The sequence below is a fragment of the uncultured Maribacter sp. genome (assembly GCF_947500985.1).
In the GTDB taxonomy this organism is placed as follows: domain Bacteria; phylum Bacteroidota; class Bacteroidia; order Flavobacteriales; family Flavobacteriaceae; genus Maribacter.
The window spans coordinates 108,210-126,306 of record NZ_CANMTX010000005.1 but is presented as its reverse complement, the minus strand read 5'-3'; the positions used below and the strand labels follow the sequence as shown (position 1 = coordinate 126,306).

Genomic DNA, 18,097 nt, shown 5'->3' with positions numbered 1-18,097 from the left:
ACTTTTCAAGCGTATAAAGCAGTAATAAATTTTGATTTTGATGGAATTGAGAAAAGAATACGACCTTATTTGTGTAGGTGCAGGTATCATGAGTGCTACGCTGGCATTATTGGTAAAACAGTTAAAGCCAGATCTTAATGTGCTAATCGTTGAACGATTAGATAAAGTAGCTCAAGAAAGTTCTGCAGCTTGGAATAATGCAGGTACAGGGCATTCTGCCTTATGTGAACTTAATTATACACCCGAAGATGAAGATGGTCATGTGAACATAAAAAAGGCGATAGACATTTGTACGCAATTTGAAACCTCTAAACAATATTGGTCTTTTTTGGTAGCTGAAGGACTTATTAAAGATCCAAAATCATTTATTACTCCGGTGCCACATCACAGCTGGGTAAAAGGGAAAGGTAATGCCGACTACCTTGAAAATCGATTTAAAGCTTTTAAAGAGCATTTCATGTTCGATACCATAGAGTTTACTAGAGAGGTTGAAAAGATGCAGCAGTGGTTTCCGTTGATGATGCACAATAGAACCGAAGATGAAGTTATGGCGGCTTCTAGAATTGATAGGGGAACAGAAATGAATTATGGTTCGTTAACAGAGCAATTGTTCGATATTCTAGAAAAGGAGTATGATACTAAGGTGTTGTTCAATACCGAAGTAGAAGATATTGATCCCGATCATGATGTAGAGTGGTTGGTAAAAATGGAAAATCTAAATACAGGTGTCAAGAATACGGTAGATTCCGAGCATGTCTTTATAGGTGCCGGTGGTGGTAGTTTGTTATTATTGCAAAAAGTAGAGATTGATGAAAAGGATGGTTATGGTGGTTTCCCGGTAAGTGGGGAGTGGCTGGTATGTAAAAATCCAGATATAATTGATCAGCATAATGCCAAGGTATATAGTAAAGCCGGTATTGGCGATCCACCAATGTCGGTACCACATTTAGATACTAGGTTTATTAATGGTAAGCGAGAATTGTTATTCGGTCCGTTTGCAGGTTTTAGTCCCAAGTTTTTAAAGGAAGGTTCCTATTTAGATTTATTAAAATCTATCAATTTTGATAATATACCATCAATGTGGGGTGTGTTTTGGCACAATTTACCGCTAACAAAATATTTGGTGGAACAGGTAGCTATGAGTTTTGAAGATAGAATGGATTCGTTAAGAGTATTTCTTAAAGATGCCAAAAGCGAAGATTGGGAAATTATGGTTGCTGGGCAACGCGTGCAGACAATTAAGAAAGATGAGTTTGAAGGTGGCTCGTTAGAATTTGGTACACAGTTAGTAAGTAGTAAAGATGGTAGAATTACTTGTTTGTTGGGTGCATCGCCGGGAGCATCTACATCGGTAAAGATCATGTTAGATGTGCTTGAAAAGGCATTTCCAGAATTAACATCATCTGAAAAAGGAAAAGAACAATTGAATAAAATGGTACCTTTTTATAAAAAAGAAGTTACCAAAGAATTGTTTGATGCTCAACTTGAACGCGTAACCCAGGTTTTAGAATTGTAGCCAACTTATTTTATTTAAGATAGTTTTATGCTTAATAGCACTAAGTCAACACAATAAAAAGATAGTACTTGCATTATCATTATTCAGGGCAGATACCACAAATAGAAAATGCGGTTTAATTTCTTATTATTTTTTCTTTTCATAACTAGCTTTACGGCACAAGCGCAATTAAGTGATTTGACTCGTTTGGATTTTACATTTATTCCTAATAAAGGGTCAGATGTAGAATATACGCGATCAAGATTTCTTGTCAATTATCCAGTAAAACTTAAGAAAGAAGGGCAGTATTTATTTTTAGGAGTAGATTATAGTAATGTTCATCTTCGCTTTAAAGATGATGAGCTTCCTTTTGATAGGGAGTTATTAAATGATTTTAAACTTTTAGACTTCACTATTGGCTTTACCAAACCCTTAAAAAATGGGTGGCGATTAGGAGTACGTCTGCAGCCGGGTATTAGTACAAATAATGCAGCAAAACATTTATCAACAGAAGATGTTGTTTTTTCAGGAGATCTGGTTTTTATAAAAAAGTTTGAAAAAGATTTAGAAAAGCCCTCTCGTTTAATAGTAGGTCTATCTTATTCTCAAAATAGGGGGTATGTTTTCCCTTTACCGTTTATTAGCTATTACAAAAAGTTTAGACCTGATTGGTCGTTTAATATTGGTATTCCAAAGTCAAATTTACAGTATCATCTTGCAGAAAAACATCGCTTCAAACTATACACCCAATTAGATGGTTTTACCTCTAACATTCAAAATGGTGCATTGGTAAATGGCAACGAATATGCAGAAATAATAAATATGTCATTAATTAACGGTGGTCTACAGTACGAATATCATTTTACGGATCATTTGCAATTAGATTTACGTGCTGCCTATAATTTTAGTCTAAATAATAAATTAAAAGACGGTAGCAACAACACCTTACTGACTATAGATAATCACTCTAGAAGTTATTTTAGAGCGGTTTTAAGATTCAAGATATAAATTTACTAAAGGAAAATAAAAACGCCGAAATCTTAGATTTCGGCGTTTTCGTTTACAATAGCATAAGGGTTTTAACCTATTACAGATTTCTCAGTAATAAACGGTTGATTATAATGTCTTTTACCTGTAGCTTTATAAAGGGCATTTGCCAAAGCTCCAATAATAGGAGGCAAAGATGGCTCTCCTAAACCAGTAGGATCTATTCCATTATCCACAAAAAAGCTTTCAATTTCTTTCGGTGCTTCTTTATGTCTAATTAAGCGATAGGTGTCAAAATTCTTATGTTGAGGTTTACCATCTTCAAAAGTCATTTCGCTATACGTAGCGTGACCGATACCATCAATAATTCCGCCTTCAATTTGATTTTTTGCTGCCATAGGGTTAATAACAATTCCGCAATCTACGGCACACCATACTTTAGTAACCTTTGGTGATTTTTTATCTGTTGCTAAGTCTAAAACTTGTGCAACATAAGAGTTATGGCAGTAGTAAGCTGAAACACCTCTCGCAACACCATTTTTTTGACTTCCGTCCCAACCAGCTTTTTCTCTAACTAACTTAAGAACACCTGCATAACGTACTGGGTCGTAGTCGTTCTTTTCAGGTTCACCTACAGGATTTTTTATAGCTCTGTCAAATAACTCTAATCTAAATTCAATAGGGTCTTTACCTGCAGCTTCTGCAACTTCATCTAAAAATGCTTGTTCTGCACCGGCAACAAAGTTAGAGCGTGGCGCACGCCAAGCACCTGTAGTTACATTTGTTTCTAAACTGAATTTTTCAGCTAAGTAATTATCAACAGCACCTGCCGGAAATCTATTTTCAAAAAGTAAATCATCATTAGATCCAGCACCTTTAACGTGCCATGCAATTAAATTACCTTCTTTATCAAGACCGGCTTTATACTTTACTTTATATGTTGGGCGGTATGTACCTTGGGTCATATCATCTTCACGCGTATACACCAATTTAATAGGCGCTTTCATGTGTTGAGAAATTACCGCAGCTTCCACACCGAATGTTCCATACAGACGACGACCAAATCCGCCACCCATACGGCTCATTTTAATATCAATTTTTTCAACTGGCATACCTAATCTAGAAGCCAGTGTCTTTTCTAAAAACTCAGGAGTTTGAATTGGACCATTGAACAAAGCTCTTTCAGCAGTAACATCTGCGTAAAAGTTCATTGGCTCCATGGTATTGTGTGCTAAAAAAGGAGCACTATATGTGCGTTCTATAACCTTATCTGCTTTTTTAAATGCACTAGCTACATTACCATCTTTACGAGCTGGCTGTTTAGAAGAAGTATTCAATAATTTAGTCAATGCTTCATCATGCCCTTCTGTACTTTCTAAAGCCGAAGATTCTTCCCATTCTACATTCAATGCCTTTTTTGCCTGCATACATTGCCAAGTACTCTCACCAACAATGGCAACAAGCTTATCAATAGAACCGGCATCAGACCATTGTTTTTCCGTATCATCTTTGTATACATCAATAGGGAAAACATCTTTAATACCTGGCATAGATTTTACAGTATCTGCATTCATCGATTTATAGGTCATGCCAAACGCAGGCGGATGAATAATCATGGCGATCATCATTCCTTCTTCTTGAATATCAATACCGAATAATGGTTTACCAGTTATAATATTTGGACCATCAACATTTCGTCTATCCGTTCCAATAATATCAAAATCATTTGTTTCTTTAAGTTTCACCTCTTCAGGTACAGGCATTGTAGCTGCTTTTGAAGCCATATCACCAAATCCGGCTGAGTTGTTTGATGCGGTATGACTTATAACACCTGCATCAACCGTAATTTCAGAAGCATCAACCTGCCATGTATCTGCAGCTGCGGCAACTAGCATATGTTTTGCGGTTGCACCGGCCATTCTTAATCCAGACCAACCTACACGAATAGACTGACTACCGCCTGCCAATTGTCTTTGAAAAATATCGGTATTTAGAGGAGCTTGTTCAACGATTACATTTTTCCAATCTACACCAAGTTCATCTGCCACGATCATGGGCATAGAGGTCTTTACATTTTGTCCTATTTCTGGGTTAGGCGACATAATAGTTACCATACCGTTATCGCCAATTTTAAGAAAGCTATTAATATCGAACCACTCTTTGGGTATGTTGCTTACTTGCTCAGGGGTTGGTTTGCATGATGCTAGCCAACTGAATCCTAAAATCATACCGCCACCGGCAAGCGAACCGCTTTTTAAAAAAGAACGTCTGTTATATGTTGTTTTAATAAGTGTCATTTGTATTTTTTTTGAAGGTTAAAATCCCAAAATTGTGGGGTTATAATTACGCGTTAGAAATACTTGAAGCATTTTTAATTGCTTTCTTGATTCGCGTATATGTACCACAACGACAGATATTACCGTTCATAGCATCTTCAATTTCAGTATCAGTAGGATTAGGATTTCGCTTTAAAAATGCGCTAGCATTCATAATTTGACCTGCTTGACAATATCCGCATTGGTACACATCTTCTTCTAACCAAGCCTTTTGAACAGGATGATCTCCATTTTCAGAAAGTCCCTCAATAGTTGTAATTGATTGTTCGCCTACAGCAGAAACTGGCAGTTGACAAGAACGCACTGCATTATCGCCTAAATGAACGGTACATGCACCACATTGTGCAATACCACAACCAAATTTTGTACCTACCAATTTTAAATGATCTCGTAATACCCAAAGCATTGGTGTAGTGGGATCTACATCTACTTCTTGAGTTTTTCCATTAACTTTTAAACTGAAATTTGCCATTCGTTTTTCCTATTTGTTTGAGTCCCTTGAAATTAGGAATTTTTTTAGAGTAAACGGAAGCAATGAATCATAAATTATCATAAAATTAATATGAAAGCTAATTTTGATGTAATGTTGGATCAACTGAAGTAATTGTAAAGTTAATGTATATTAAAAGACCATAATTTTTTCTATTTTATTTGAGCATTTTTATTCATGTGTTAAATTTCGATATTTGTATTTAATTAGACATAAAAAAAGCCCTTGCAATTGCAAGGGCTTTTCACTTTATAAGTATATCTACTATCTGTGATGTTCTAAGATTTCAGTAGTTTCTAAATCATTCTGCAAAAATTCTTTTTGCGCTCTAATAATTTCTTTTAAGCGGTGTGGCATCATAACTTCTGCAAGTGCATTATCATAATCATTAATTGCTGCTTTATCGCCTCTAACAGCTTCTTCTAACATTGCTTCGTCATTATCTTCTGCGAAAAATGCTTTTACATCCATCCAAGTTCTATGCAATGTACCTGCTGCACTTCCTTCAATTTCTACGCTACCTAAATCTAGGTCTGGCACCGCTGCTCTAAGTTCTCTTAAGAATTGCATACGATCAATAACCTTTTTCTCAAAGTAACTTTTGATTCCTACTTCCTTTGAATTTTCAGATGCTTTTTCAAGTCCTTTAATGGCATCTTCATTTTTACTTACCAAGTCTTTTAAATGGGCTTCAATTTTTGCTATATCAGTATTCATATTTTAAATTTTATAAGGCGGTTATGCCTTTGATTAAATCAAATTTTCTAATATTAAGATACAGGCATTACACGAATAAGCTTAGCCATAAAAAATAGTAGTTTTGCTCTATTGAATAATCTGTAAACTATCGTAATCATTAGTATTACCTATACTTTTTAGTATATATTTTCTGCGGATAGAGTTAAGTTTAAATAAGCTTAAATACTATTTTGGACGAGAACAATAAAAAAGAAGATTATGGGATTATCACCACTATTTGGAGTAGCGAAATTATTAGTAAGAAGTAGAAAATTGAAAATGGCAGCGGTGGGCTTACAGTTGGCATATTTAGGTTATACCTACATTTCAGATAAGAGAAAAAAATAAACAGGTTCAAAAATAATTCAATTTTTTATTTAAATAATTGATTATAAGAAGATTATGGCAATTTATCGATTGTATAGTTCATTAAATTTTTAAAAACCTATGAATTTTTATTAATAATCAATTGAATGAGTTACAAGACCTTTGGAGTATTAATCCCCAAAATCTAGTAACATGAACAATTCAATTAAAATCAGCCTTTTGTTTGCTTGTATGGCAACCATGGGCTATGGCCAAGATTTGGCCTACAATGACAACGGCACAAGTTTTCAACAAAGAAAGGTTGAGGAAGTTACCAACCGTACAGAGAATTATAATCAACTAAAGACACTTGGTTTTTCTGATGCAGAAATCTTTGAAGATTTAGGTAATGCCAATTTCCTGACCAAAAAATATGCAAATGCATTATACTGGTATGGTAGATTGATGGAAATCTCTGCAGATGGTACTTTAAAAAGAAGCTATCAGAAAAGATTTGACCACGCAGTTTCTCAATTAGGTAAAGAAGTTCAGAATGAGTTAGCAGATGAAAACTGGACGGAGTTAGTTAAAGACGATTACAAAATGACACGAACAGTTGTGCCATCTCGTCTTACCTCTAATAATAGAAGAATTTTTTTACCTTGGGATGATCAAGGTGCCACTAAAGAGTTTGCGTCAAACAATGCAGCTCCAGTAAAAACTACTGGTGAGTATGCCCCACCGGTAGCATTGACAAATGGTGGTAACACTGCTTACTACAGTAAAACAACATACCGAAAACCTACAACAGGTATGTTCTCAAAAAAGAAAGAAATACACAAAATTTACAAAGCCGATAAAGTTGGTGGTGAGTGGAAAAAAATTACCGAAGTGGCTGTATGCCCTGGTGATTACTCTGCAAAGCATCCGGCAATTTCGCCAGACGGTAGTCGATTATTCTTTGCATCTAATATGCCAGGTACTTATGGCGAATATGATATATATGTATCAACAATTCAAAAAAACGGAATGTTGGGTCAAGCGAAAAACTTGGGTTCGAAAGTAAATACAGTTAAGAATGACGTTCTCCCTAATCCTGTTTCCAATGGTAGTTTAGTATTCGCATCAGACGGTAGAGAAGGTTATGGAGGCTTAGATGTGTATATGGTAGAAGTTGGTCAACGTAGCGTTGGTCTTGCCGTAAACATGGGCAACACTATCAACAGTTCATATGACGAGTATTCGGTAAATCTTTTACAAAGCGATGGTTCTGGCTATGTAGTGTCTAACAGAATGGCACAAGGTAAGCATACACAAAATGTAGCTTTCAATTTAAGTGATAAGCCTATCAATGATAAAGATAGAGACGATCGCTTCTTAGAAGCCTTTAACTCAGATAGACGAACGCAGTATTCAAGTTCTGTTTTCGAAGATGAATAACCACCCATTATTCATTTCCCTCAATTCATTTGACAAATTCAATTCTAATCACAAAATCAATCGTTATGGAAAGTCCTTATAAAATCAATAGTTTTCTTATTGCTTTATTCTTATTGGCTCTTGTCCAAACAGTAAAAGGTCAAGAAACCAATGCAAATTTAGGATCAAGCAGTACGTACCACAACCAATTATTCTTCAATAGGTTTTTTATAAACCCAACGTTCTCTTTGGTACGTGAGAACAAATCATATTTAAACATTCTACATAGAAATCAATCTGCAACATTCGAAGATAATAGTCAAAACTATTTTTTAGGTTTCAGTAATAAATTAAACGAAAATACCGCAGTAGGTATTGGTGTTTACAGTCAATGGTCTGGTGTAGTTCAGGAATTTGGATTCAATGCCAATTACGCATCGGCAGTAAGATTGGGAGAGAAATCTGTTTTAACCTTTGGTACGAACGTCACTTATTTTAATCAAGGTTTAGATAAAAACAGGATTGTCGTTGGTGAAGAAGACCCTCAATTGGCAGATGCAAGAAAAGAAAGTAAAATTGCCATACAACCAGGTATGAACTTGTCGTTAGGTAAGTTCGATTTCGGATTTTACGCAGAAGACCTTTTTAAATACAATCAAACAACGAACGAATTTTTAACCGAATTGTCTACAAAGAGTGTAAAGGCTTCGGTACAGTATACACACTCATTCGAACATTCAAGAGGACTTTTCACAGATGCTCGCTTAATGCCAATGGCGCAAGTGGGTCAGAATTATGATGGTAGTCTATATTACTTTGGATCGTTATTATTAGACATGCCAAACTACGGTTGGTTACAAACAACGGTAGATGAAGAGTATGGAGTAGCCGCAGGTGTTGGTTTTAACCTAAGTGATAAAATGTCTTTAGGATATTTAATGGAGAAAGACTTATCAAGTGAAGATGCCAATTTAGGCTGGAATCATGAAATCACTTTAGCATATAAATTTAAAGATGATGATTTGGCGATATCGGTAGCAGATAATCCATCAGACAATCAAATAGATAATATAGTACGTAATTATGAAGAGCAGATAGCTCATTTGATTGAAGAACGCGATAGTGCTAGAAAATCTGGTCGTAAGAGACAAGATACATCTTCTAAAGCTACTTCTACGGCTTCAGAAAGTAGTTTAGCATATGAGAACAAAATTATTTTAGATGAGTTGATCCTACGTCAAGATTCTATAGAGATTGAAAGAATAGCAGCATTTGAAGAACGATTCGAGTTAATTGTTAGAATGTTACGTAATGATATTGATACAACGATTAAAAGTTCTTTACAAGACTTTAGTGTAGAGGAAAACACATCTTATGCATCTAACGATTTAAATGATGATGCTATTGATTTTGTAACAGAACCTGCAGATGCTTTTGCTACCGCAACTAAATCATCAACAGTAGCAACAGCAACTTCTTCCAGAAGAGCAAATTTTAAAGAATTTCCATCTACAAGAGATAATTTTAAAGAGTTACCGGTGAAAATGATGGTTGATGCTGATGTTATCGATATGAATTCTGGTTACTATGTCATTGCAAATGTATATAGTCAAACAAAGTATATGAATGCATTTATGAAAGATTTGCGAGAAAAAGGATTAGATCCAAAGCAATTCTACAATAAAGAAAACGGTCTGTATTATGTGTACTTAGCAGATTACGATTATAAGAACGATGCACAAATGGCAGCAAGTACAGATTTAAATGGAAAATACAATCAAGAGAAATGGATTATGCAAGTAAGCGAAACAACAGCTACTGCATCTAATACTTTTGAAGATGATGATATAAGTATAGAGTAACATATTAAAAATCTATAAACCTTTACGGTTATATGGTTGATTTGAATTGTCAATAAAAGGAGGGGTTGTTGTCCGGGGGGATAACTGGGTTCCCTCCTTTATTTTTTGGTTTACATTGGTGGTGATTCTCGGTTTTAACTTTATGTTAACTATCGACGAATTACCTTATTTTTTATAGAAAGGTTGTATTTGAACGAAAAATCTTATGTTTTCAACGGGTATATTGTATTAATATATATATTTCAATCACCAATAAGATTCAAACCCAATTGTATAACCCCAAATCCCCCCACAACCATGAATGAATTTTACCTACTAAATTCCGGTTTCAAAACACATTTTTTTCTTCACAAGATTTCTATCATTTTAGAACTCCGAAATCTCATTAATCCAAAGTTTGGCAAACGCCTCAGTTTTATGAGTTGATTCACAAGCGGTAATCCGTTTTTGATTTAATTTTTACTGAACAATTGCGAAGTACAATCTAAATGTTTTGATTGTTCTTCAGGGCATTATTTGTCTTTATATATGTAAAAGTGAACGTATAGCATACACTATTAGGTCATAATACATGTCTATTGTTTAGTTATTCAATCCTTGTAAAAGTTGATTGAAATTTCTCAAAACTAACTGTAGTTATTGTTCTTTTTTAGAATGATAGCTTCAAAAACTATGGAAATTATGAAAAATTCAAGCATTAGAATAATAGTATTAGAAAAAGATACCTCATTACATTCTGTATATAAAAATCACTTCGAAGAAATTGATGGTTATGAAGTGGTAGGCAGTTATACATCTGCCAAAGATGCCATTAAAGATTATAAGTTTACCAAACCTCATATAGTACTTTCAGAAATTGAATTGGATGATATGAATGGGGTAGATGCCATTAAACTTTTCAAGAAAAAAGACTGGGAAGTAAAAATCATCATGTTCAGTGAAATCAATGATTTTGACATTATTAAAAATGCATTCAAGAAAGGAGCAAATGGTTATTTAACAAAACCATTGACCTTAGATAAATTAGAACATGCATTACGTAGTATGGAGAAAGAAGGTGCAGCGATGAGTAATGATATCGTTAAGAAGATCATTAGTAATTTTCATAGAAAGACATTTACCTTTTTCTCAGAAAGAGAGAACCAAATTGTAGATTTTTTATGTCAAGGAGCTACTTATAAAATGATTGCGCAAAAGTTATTTGTAACTCCCAGTGCAGTAAATTTCCATATACAGAATATCTATTTAAAGTTAGATGTAAACTCTAAATCAGAAGCGCTTTCAAAGTTAGAGCAGCTTCAAAATCAGTTAGAACAGTATTAAAGTGCTATTTGTTAAGTATTGATTTCTAGAGTAGTGCGAAAACCTTTTCGAAAATAAAATGTTTTTTAAAATAGATTTAAATAACTGATAATCAAATTATTATAGAATATTATTGAGGTCGTTATATTTCTGAAAATTCTATTTACGATAATATTTCGTAGTACAAATATTGAATGGTCGGTATAGTAACTATTTTTGGTTTAACTTATTACAGCAAACCAATTTATACTATTTATGTACCATTTAGGATTAGATATCGGAAGTTCATCTATTAAGATTGCTTTGGTAAATGCTTCAACAGGAAAAAGTGTTGGAGTAGTTACAGAGCCAGAGACAGAAATGTCTATGGAAGCTGTAAAAAATGGCTGGGCAGAACAAAGTCCAGAAGATTGGTGGCGCTACGTTTGTAGCGGTATCGAGAAATTATGTGTACAAGAAAATATTATTAAATCTGATATTTCAGGTATCGGAATATCATATCAAATGCACGGTCTAGTGCTTATTGATAAAGAAGGAAATGCCTTAAGAAAATCTATAATTTGGTGTGACAGTAGGGCAGTGGGCATTGGTCAAACAGCCTATGAAGAAATAGGAGCAGAAACTTGTGATACGCATCTTCTAAATTCCCCTTCAAACTTTACGGCTTCTAAACTAAAGTGGGTCAAAGAAAATGAGCCCGAAATTTATGCGCAGATTTATAAAATGATGCTTCCCGGAGATTACATCGCTTATAAATTATCTGGAGTAGTAAATACAACTGTATCTGGTTTATCAGAAGGTATTTTTTGGGATTTCAAAAAGGACGCAATTGCTGATTTGGTATTAGATCAATACGGATTAAATAAAGAAATGATTCCCGATATCGTAGATACTTTTTCAGTACAATCTAAAGTAAATAAAAAAGGGGCAACAGAAAGTGGATTATCAGCGGGTACACCCATATTATATAGAGCAGGCGATCAGCCAAATAACGCATTGACATTAAATGTTTTTAACCCTGGTGAAGTTGCGGCTACTGGTGGTACATCAGGAGTGGTATATGCCGTGACAGATAATCTTTCTGTGAAAGAAAGTTCACGAGTAAACAACTTTGCACACGTAAATTATTCACCTGGTAAACCAGCCAGAATTGGTAAACTACTTTGTATTAACGGAGCGGGTATTCAATATAGATGGTTATTAAATAATCTTAATGTTGAATCTTACGAAGAGATGAATACATTGGCAAATGAAGTACCAATTGGTTCAGATGGTGTCACAATGATTCCGTTCGGTAACGGAGCCGAAAGAATGTTGAAAAGTAAAGATGTAGGTACAAGAATTCTTAACCTAAATTTAAATAATCACGGTAACGGTCATTTGTGTCGTTCTGCATTAGAAGGCATTGCTTTTTCGTTTGTCTACGGAATGGAAATAATGGAGTCAGACGGTATAAAAGTGAATGTGATGCGTGCCGGTAACGACAATCTTTTTCGTTCAGGAATATTTTCGAATACTGTGGCAACCTTAATAGGGTATGACATTGAAATTTATGATACTACAGGGGCAATTGGTGCGGCAAGAGCTGCTAATCTTTATAAAGGCGATTTTGAGGCGTTCGGTAAGGCAATTTTAGATAATGATTACGTAATGACTTTTAGTCCGAAGAAAGATAAATCGGCATACCAAGAAGCTTATGCAACTTGGAAAAAAGAATTAGAATTAATATTGAACAACTTATAAAATCAACATAATGGCAAACAAGGAATATTTTAAAGGAATAGACAAAATTAAATTTGAAGGAAAGGAATCTGACAATCCGTTAGCCTTTAAATATTACAATCCGGATCAAGTAGTGGCTGGTAAAACCATGCGTGATCACTTTAAGTTTTCAACGGCCTATTGGCACACCTTCTGTGGTCAAGGTTCAGATCCATTTGGTCCCGGTACACAGAGTTTTGAATGGGATAAATCTTCAGATGCCATACAAGCAGCAAAAGACAAGGCAGATGCTGCTTTTGAATTCTTTGATAAAATAGGATTTGATTACTACTGTTTTCATGATTTCGATTTAATTCAAGAAGGGTCAACATTTGCAGAATCTGAAAAAAAATTAGCGACGATTACTGACTACTTAAAAGAAAAGCAAAAAGAATCTGGTAAGAAATTACTTTGGGGTACAGCAAACTGTTTCTCAAACCCAAGATATATGAACGGTGCTTCTACCAATCCTGATTTTAATGTATTGGCAAGAGCAGGTGGTCAAATTAAATTGGCTTTAGATGCTACAATTGCTTTAGGAGGTGAAAATTATGTTTTCTGGGGAGGTAGAGAAGGTTATATGTCTTTGTTGAACACAGATTTAGGTCGCGAAGTAGATCATATGGGTCAGTTTTTAACTATGGCACGAGATTATGCTCGTAGCCAAGGGTTTAAAGGAAACTTCTTTATAGAGCCGAAACCAATGGAGCCAATGAAGCATCAGTACGATTTTGACAGTGCTACTGCAATTGGGTTCTTAAAAGAATATGGTTTAGAGAACGATTTTAAAATGAACATCGAAGTGAACCATGCAACGTTGGCGCAGCATACTTTTCAGCATGAAATTGCTGTAGCAGCAAAAGCGGGAATGTTAGGTAGTTTAGATGCCAATAGAGGTGATTACCAAAATGGATGGGATACCGATCAGTTCCCAAATAACATTCAAGAAACAACAGAAGCAATGTTGGTATTCTTAGCTGCTGGTGGATTACAAGGTGGTGGAGTAAACTTTGATGCTAAAATAAGAAGGAATAGTACGGACTTAGAAGACGTGTTCCACGCACATATTGGTGGTGCTGATACTTTTGCAAGAGCTTTGATCACTGCAGATAAAATTATTGAATCATCTTCATATAACAAGTTACGTGAAAACAGATACAGTTCTTTTGACTCAGGTAAGGGAAAAGATTTTGAAAACGGTAAGTTAGATATGAAAGATCTTTACAATATCGCCAAAGAAAATGGCGAGTTAGAATTACAGAGTGGTAAGCAAGAATTGTTTGAGAACATCATCAATCAATACATATAAATTGTATCTCACCAACTCTAACCAATAATCATTGGTGATTTGGGTTATGGTTTTTATAAAATATGAAAATAACTGTCCCTTGGTTTACCATTAGGGACAGTTTGCTTTTACGAATTATTTAAATGTCAATTTAAATCTGTTCTTTTGTAGTATTAATTATGAAAAAAGTAACTCTAAAAGATATAGCTGGGCATTTTGGTGTTTCTATCTCTACCGTTTCTAAAGCGATAAATGATAGTCACGAAATTAGTAATGACCTAAAGATAAAGATTCAGGCATACGCTAAAGAGAAACATTATAAGCCTAACCGGCTAGCACTTAATTTATTGAATAAGAGCACCAAGACTATTGGTGTAATCGTGCCCAATATTTTAAACTACTTTTTTGTTCAGGTGCTATACGGAATTGAAAAAGTGGCCAATGAAAGTGGCTATAATATTATTAGTTGTATTAGCAACGAATCTAAAGCCAAAGAAACAAAAACACTTGAATTTTTTGATGCAGGTACTGTAGATGGTGTTATCATGTCTTTAGCAGAAGAAAGCCAGAATGAAGACACGCATGAAGCATTAATAGATGTTATTAATAATGATATTCCTGTAGTACTTTTTGATAGGGTTTCAGAAAACGTGCAATGTGATAAAGTCGTTGTTGACGATTTAGAGGCAGGCTATAAAATAACCAAGCACCTAATAAATATAGGCTGTAAAAATATAGCGGTAGTAAATCCTATTTCGAGTTCAAGCGTTGGTAAATTAAGACTTTTGGGGTATAAAAAAGCGTTGGAAGAATTAGATATTCCGTTTGATCCAAAGCTGGTTATTAACCTCACCATAAAAGATGATTTAGATTTATTGATGTCCTTTTTACTGAATTATAAAACTATAGATGGGATTATAGGTATCGATGAACTAATTGCTGTTCAAGTCTTAGAAGTAGTCAAGGCAAGAGGATATAACGTACCAAATGATATTTCAATAATTGGCTTTACCAACGGGCAGTTGTCAAAATACGTAACTCCGTCACTGACAATGGTAAGTCAGCATGGTAAATATATAGGCGAGCAAACAGCTAAACTATTGATTAACAGAATTAAAAACCCTGGTTTGCCTTACGAGACTAAGGTCGTGAAAACTAGTTTGCTAGTAAGAGATTCCACCAAAAAATTACAATAATTTACACCGTATCTGGTTGTGGGTGCACCCATTGTCCACGATAATTGCGTTGCAATAATGCAGTAGCTTCTGGGTCGTTTATTACCGTTCTACTTTGTGGGTCATACACTAAAGGTCTTTTTAGATCCATCGATAAATTAGCTAAAATACAGCTAGCGGTAGAAATGTGTCCGTTTTCAATATCAGCAACAGGCTTGGTATTGTTTTGTATAGCATTCAAAAAATCTATCATATGCTTACGAGTAGCGGGTGCGGCATGCAATTCAATGTCTTTTTCAGATAAGTCTTCAGGATATTTCTCTTTTTCATAAACAACATCAAAACGAATAGTTTCATTACCATCTACGGGTACAAATTCAGCTTTCATGACATCACCCTTTAGAACACCTTTTGATCCATATATTTTAAAAGCCCAAGGGTAATCAGCATCATCTGGATTTCCCCATGTTCTGTGCTGCCAATTGCAATTATGATTGTCATATTCGAATACGGCAGATTGTGTGTCAGATATGTTCGATTTTCCATCCTTCTGAACAAAAATTCCACCTTCAGAAGTTATACGTTTTGGCCATCCTAAGTCAAGCATCCAACGAACGGTATCTAGCATATGTACACACATATCACCAGTAATTCCGTTTCCATATTCTCGAAATGTACGCCACCATCTTTTATGAGGCAGACCATCGTAAGGTCTCATAGGTGCGGGACCTGTCCACATTTCATAATCAAAGAAATCGGGCACTTCTTGCTCTGGCGGATTACCATTTGCGCGCATATGGTAATAGCAACTCATATCTACGTGACCGATAGTTCCAAGCAAACCCGTATCAATAATTTGTTTTTTAGCTGTTACGAGATGCGGCGTACTTTTTCGCTGTGTACCTACTTGAACCACTTTGTTATATTTACTAGCAGCAGCGACCATTGCTTCGCCTTCTATAACATCAACGCTAATCGGTTTTTGAACATAAACGTGAGCTCCAGATTTTAGTGCTGCGATACAGGTTAAGGCATGCCAATGATCGGGTGTGCCAATAAGAACAATATCTAATTTGTCGCTTTTCAGCATAGTTCTATAATGTGTAAATAGCTTTGGTTTTTTATCATTTTTTTGCCGCTCAGAAACTAACTTTGCCGCAGTATTTAATTGATTTGTATCAACATCACAAAGCGAAACCACTTCTACATTTGCTACCTGGATAAGACGCAATAAATCGCCAGTACCATACCAACCAGTACCAATAAGTGCTACTTTTTTCGGTTTTTCATTAGCGAAAAATTCGAATCCGAAGGCGGGTAAAGAAGTAAATAGTAAAGATGCCGAAGCACCTTTAATAAAATTTCGTCTTTTAATGGATTGGGGTTGGCTAGACATGGTAAGTTGATTTTTAGTAGATTATGAATATCATAAATATAAGAGACAATATGTAAAATCCTTTAAAAATAGCATTCAATGATTGTGAATTTGTTAATGTGAGGCATATTTAGGTATATTTAAATCAAAATTTTATAACTACAATGAATTTACGTTTTATACTGATTATGTTATGCCTTTTGGTAACAACTTTTGCCAAGGCTGAAATTACACTGCCTAAGATATTTTCAAATGAAATGGTATTGCAACGTGAGACCGATGTGTTGTTGTATGGTTGGGCGGATCCAAACGAAGAATTTACGATTTATACAAGTTGGAACGATGAGACCGTTGCCGTCAAAACAGGCAATAATGCAAAATGGGAGATTACAGTAAAAACACCCGAAGCAGGCGGACCATTTCAAATAATCTTTAAGGGTGGTAAAAACGAAATAACCTTAAAAGATGTTTTGATAGGTGAGGTATGGCTTTGCTCTGGGCAAAGTAATATGGAATGGAGTGCAAACAGTAAAATCGCAAATAGAGATTTTGAAGTCGAGAATGCCAATTACCCAAATATCCGATTGTTCACGGTTGCGAAGAGAACAGCTAAATATCCTCAAGAAGATGTAGCGGGAACTTGGGTAGCTTGTTCACCTGAAACCATGCAAGATTTTAGTGCTGTCGCCTATTTCTTTGCGAGAAAAGTTCAAAAAGAATTAAATATTCCCATCGGATTAATAGATAATGCATGGGGTGCATCAAGTGCTGAGGTTTGGACACCAGACGCTGTTTTTAAAGCCTATCCCGAATTGGTCGAAGCTCACAAAAAGGTCGAGACTAATAAATGGGTGACGGTAGAGAAATCTACTCTGTATAATGGCATGATAGCACCTTTGACCAAGTTTAAAATTGCAGGTACACTTTGGTATCAAGGCGAAGCCAATACAGCAAACGCAGAAAGCTACCATGAACTTTTTAGTAAAATGATTACTTCTTGGCGAACAGAATGGAACGACGATTTTCCGTTTTACTACGTACAAATAGCTCCGTTTAAATATGACCAAGAGTTTGCGGGTGGTATGGTACGCGACCAGCAGCAAAAAACTTTGGCGTTGAAAAATACAGGTATGGCTATGACGAGTGATATCTGTACGACCGAAAACATTCATCCTTTAAACAAACAAGATGTAGGTTTACGATTGGCGAATATTGCACTTAAAAATCACTACGGTCTATTAGCCAATACAGAAGTATATGGTCCGCTTTACGAATCTTTTGAAGTAGACGGCAATCAGTTAAAAGTGAACTTCAGCAACGCTGACGGATTATATAATAAAGGAAAGAAAATAACACTTTTTGAAGTTTCAAATGCAGCAGGAGAGTGGTCTTCTGCGAAGGCAAAACTGAAGAATAATGAAGTAGTAGTAAGCTCAAAAGAAGTGAAGAATCCGACAGGGGTTAGATATGCTTTTAAAAGTACAGACATAGGTACTTTGTTCAATGCCGCTGGTTTGCCTGCCTCAACCTTTGTAAGTGAATAATAAAATTTCCCAAAACGGA

The 18,097-nt window shown here is 35.2% G+C and carries 14 protein-coding genes; 10 read left to right on the top strand and 4 right to left on the bottom strand.

Annotated elements, in window-relative coordinates:
* Nucleotides 1-40: 40 nt before the first annotated feature.
* Together mqo and Q0871_RS12465 are read left to right on the top strand one after the other, a co-directional pair.
* Nucleotides 41-1,516 (top strand): malate dehydrogenase (quinone), encoded by a 1,476-nt coding sequence (gene mqo / locus Q0871_RS12470; protein WP_299323891.1) that lies wholly within the window; start codon nucleotides 41-43, stop codon nucleotides 1,514-1,516.
* A 108-nt stretch (nucleotides 1,517-1,624) separates the two neighbouring features.
* Nucleotides 1,625-2,503, top strand: coding sequence for a DUF6268 family outer membrane beta-barrel protein (locus Q0871_RS12465; protein ID WP_299323887.1), 879 nt, complete (start codon nucleotides 1,625-1,627; stop codon nucleotides 2,501-2,503).
* A gap of 71 nt (nucleotides 2,504-2,574) precedes the next feature.
* Here Q0871_RS12465 and Q0871_RS12460 read toward each other — a convergent pair whose 3' ends face one another.
* The 3 genes from Q0871_RS12460 to Q0871_RS12450 form a co-directional block, all read right to left on the bottom strand.
* On the bottom strand, nucleotides 2,575-4,779 hold the full coding sequence (locus Q0871_RS12460; RefSeq protein WP_299323883.1) for a molybdopterin cofactor-binding domain-containing protein: 2,205 nt from the start codon (nucleotides 4,777-4,779) through the stop codon (nucleotides 2,575-2,577).
* A 46-nt stretch (nucleotides 4,780-4,825) separates the two neighbouring features.
* Complete coding sequence (locus tag Q0871_RS12455; RefSeq protein ID WP_282050515.1) at nucleotides 4,826-5,290, bottom strand: (2Fe-2S)-binding protein; 465 nt, start codon at nucleotides 5,288-5,290, stop codon at nucleotides 4,826-4,828.
* A 282-nt stretch (nucleotides 5,291-5,572) separates the two neighbouring features.
* Nucleotides 5,573-6,025, bottom strand: coding sequence for a PA2169 family four-helix-bundle protein (locus tag Q0871_RS12450; protein WP_299323870.1), 453 nt, complete (start codon nucleotides 6,023-6,025; stop codon nucleotides 5,573-5,575).
* A 240-nt stretch (nucleotides 6,026-6,265) separates the two neighbouring features.
* Between Q0871_RS12450 and Q0871_RS12445 the strand changes: the two genes are divergently transcribed.
* The 7 genes from Q0871_RS12445 to Q0871_RS12415 all read left to right on the top strand — a co-directional run bounded on the left by Q0871_RS12445 (nucleotide 6,266) and on the right by Q0871_RS12415 (nucleotide 15,180).
* The gene (locus Q0871_RS12445; RefSeq protein ID WP_299323865.1) at nucleotides 6,266-6,394 is read left to right on the top strand and encodes a hypothetical protein; all 129 of its coding nucleotides are present in this window, start codon (nucleotides 6,266-6,268) and stop codon (nucleotides 6,392-6,394) included.
* A gap of 171 nt (nucleotides 6,395-6,565) precedes the next feature.
* On the top strand, nucleotides 6,566-7,792 hold the full coding sequence (locus tag Q0871_RS12440; protein WP_299323861.1) for a cell envelope biogenesis protein OmpA: 1,227 nt from the start codon (nucleotides 6,566-6,568) through the stop codon (nucleotides 7,790-7,792).
* Nucleotides 7,793-7,857: 65 nt separating this feature from the next.
* Nucleotides 7,858-9,633: a type IX secretion system membrane protein PorP/SprF gene (locus Q0871_RS12435; protein WP_299323857.1), complete on the top strand. Its 1,776-nt coding sequence runs from the start codon at nucleotides 7,858-7,860 to the stop codon at nucleotides 9,631-9,633.
* 681 nt (nucleotides 9,634-10,314) lie between these two features.
* Nucleotides 10,315-10,956 carry a response regulator transcription factor gene (locus Q0871_RS12430; RefSeq protein ID WP_299323853.1) on the top strand — a complete coding sequence of 214 codons (642 nt, stop codon included), beginning with the start codon at nucleotides 10,315-10,317 and terminating at the stop codon, nucleotides 10,954-10,956.
* Nucleotides 10,957-11,190: 234 nt separating this feature from the next.
* Nucleotides 11,191-12,678: an FGGY family carbohydrate kinase gene (locus Q0871_RS12425; protein ID WP_299323849.1), complete on the top strand. Its 1,488-nt coding sequence runs from the start codon at nucleotides 11,191-11,193 to the stop codon at nucleotides 12,676-12,678.
* 1 nt (nucleotide 12,679) lies between these two features.
* Nucleotides 12,680-14,005: a xylose isomerase gene (xylA, locus tag Q0871_RS12420; RefSeq protein WP_299324766.1), complete on the top strand. Its 1,326-nt coding sequence runs from the start codon at nucleotides 12,680-12,682 to the stop codon at nucleotides 14,003-14,005.
* A 158-nt stretch (nucleotides 14,006-14,163) separates the two neighbouring features.
* A complete protein-coding gene (locus Q0871_RS12415) occupies nucleotides 14,164-15,180 on the top strand; it encodes a LacI family DNA-binding transcriptional regulator (protein ID WP_367275148.1) in 1,017 nt (338 codons plus the stop codon).
* A gap of 1 nt (nucleotide 15,181) precedes the next feature.
* On the opposite strand, the gene Q0871_RS12410 is transcribed toward Q0871_RS12415, so the two are convergent.
* Nucleotides 15,182-16,555 (bottom strand): Gfo/Idh/MocA family oxidoreductase, encoded by a 1,374-nt coding sequence (locus Q0871_RS12410; RefSeq protein WP_299323844.1) that lies wholly within the window; start codon nucleotides 16,553-16,555, stop codon nucleotides 15,182-15,184.
* Nucleotides 16,556-16,698: 143 nt separating this feature from the next.
* On the opposite strand from Q0871_RS12410, the gene Q0871_RS12405 reads away from it, so the two are divergent.
* Entirely contained in the window at nucleotides 16,699-18,078 is a 1,380-nt protein-coding gene (locus tag Q0871_RS12405) for a sialate O-acetylesterase (RefSeq protein ID WP_299323839.1), read from the top strand.
* Nucleotides 18,079-18,097: the final 19 nt, after the last annotated feature.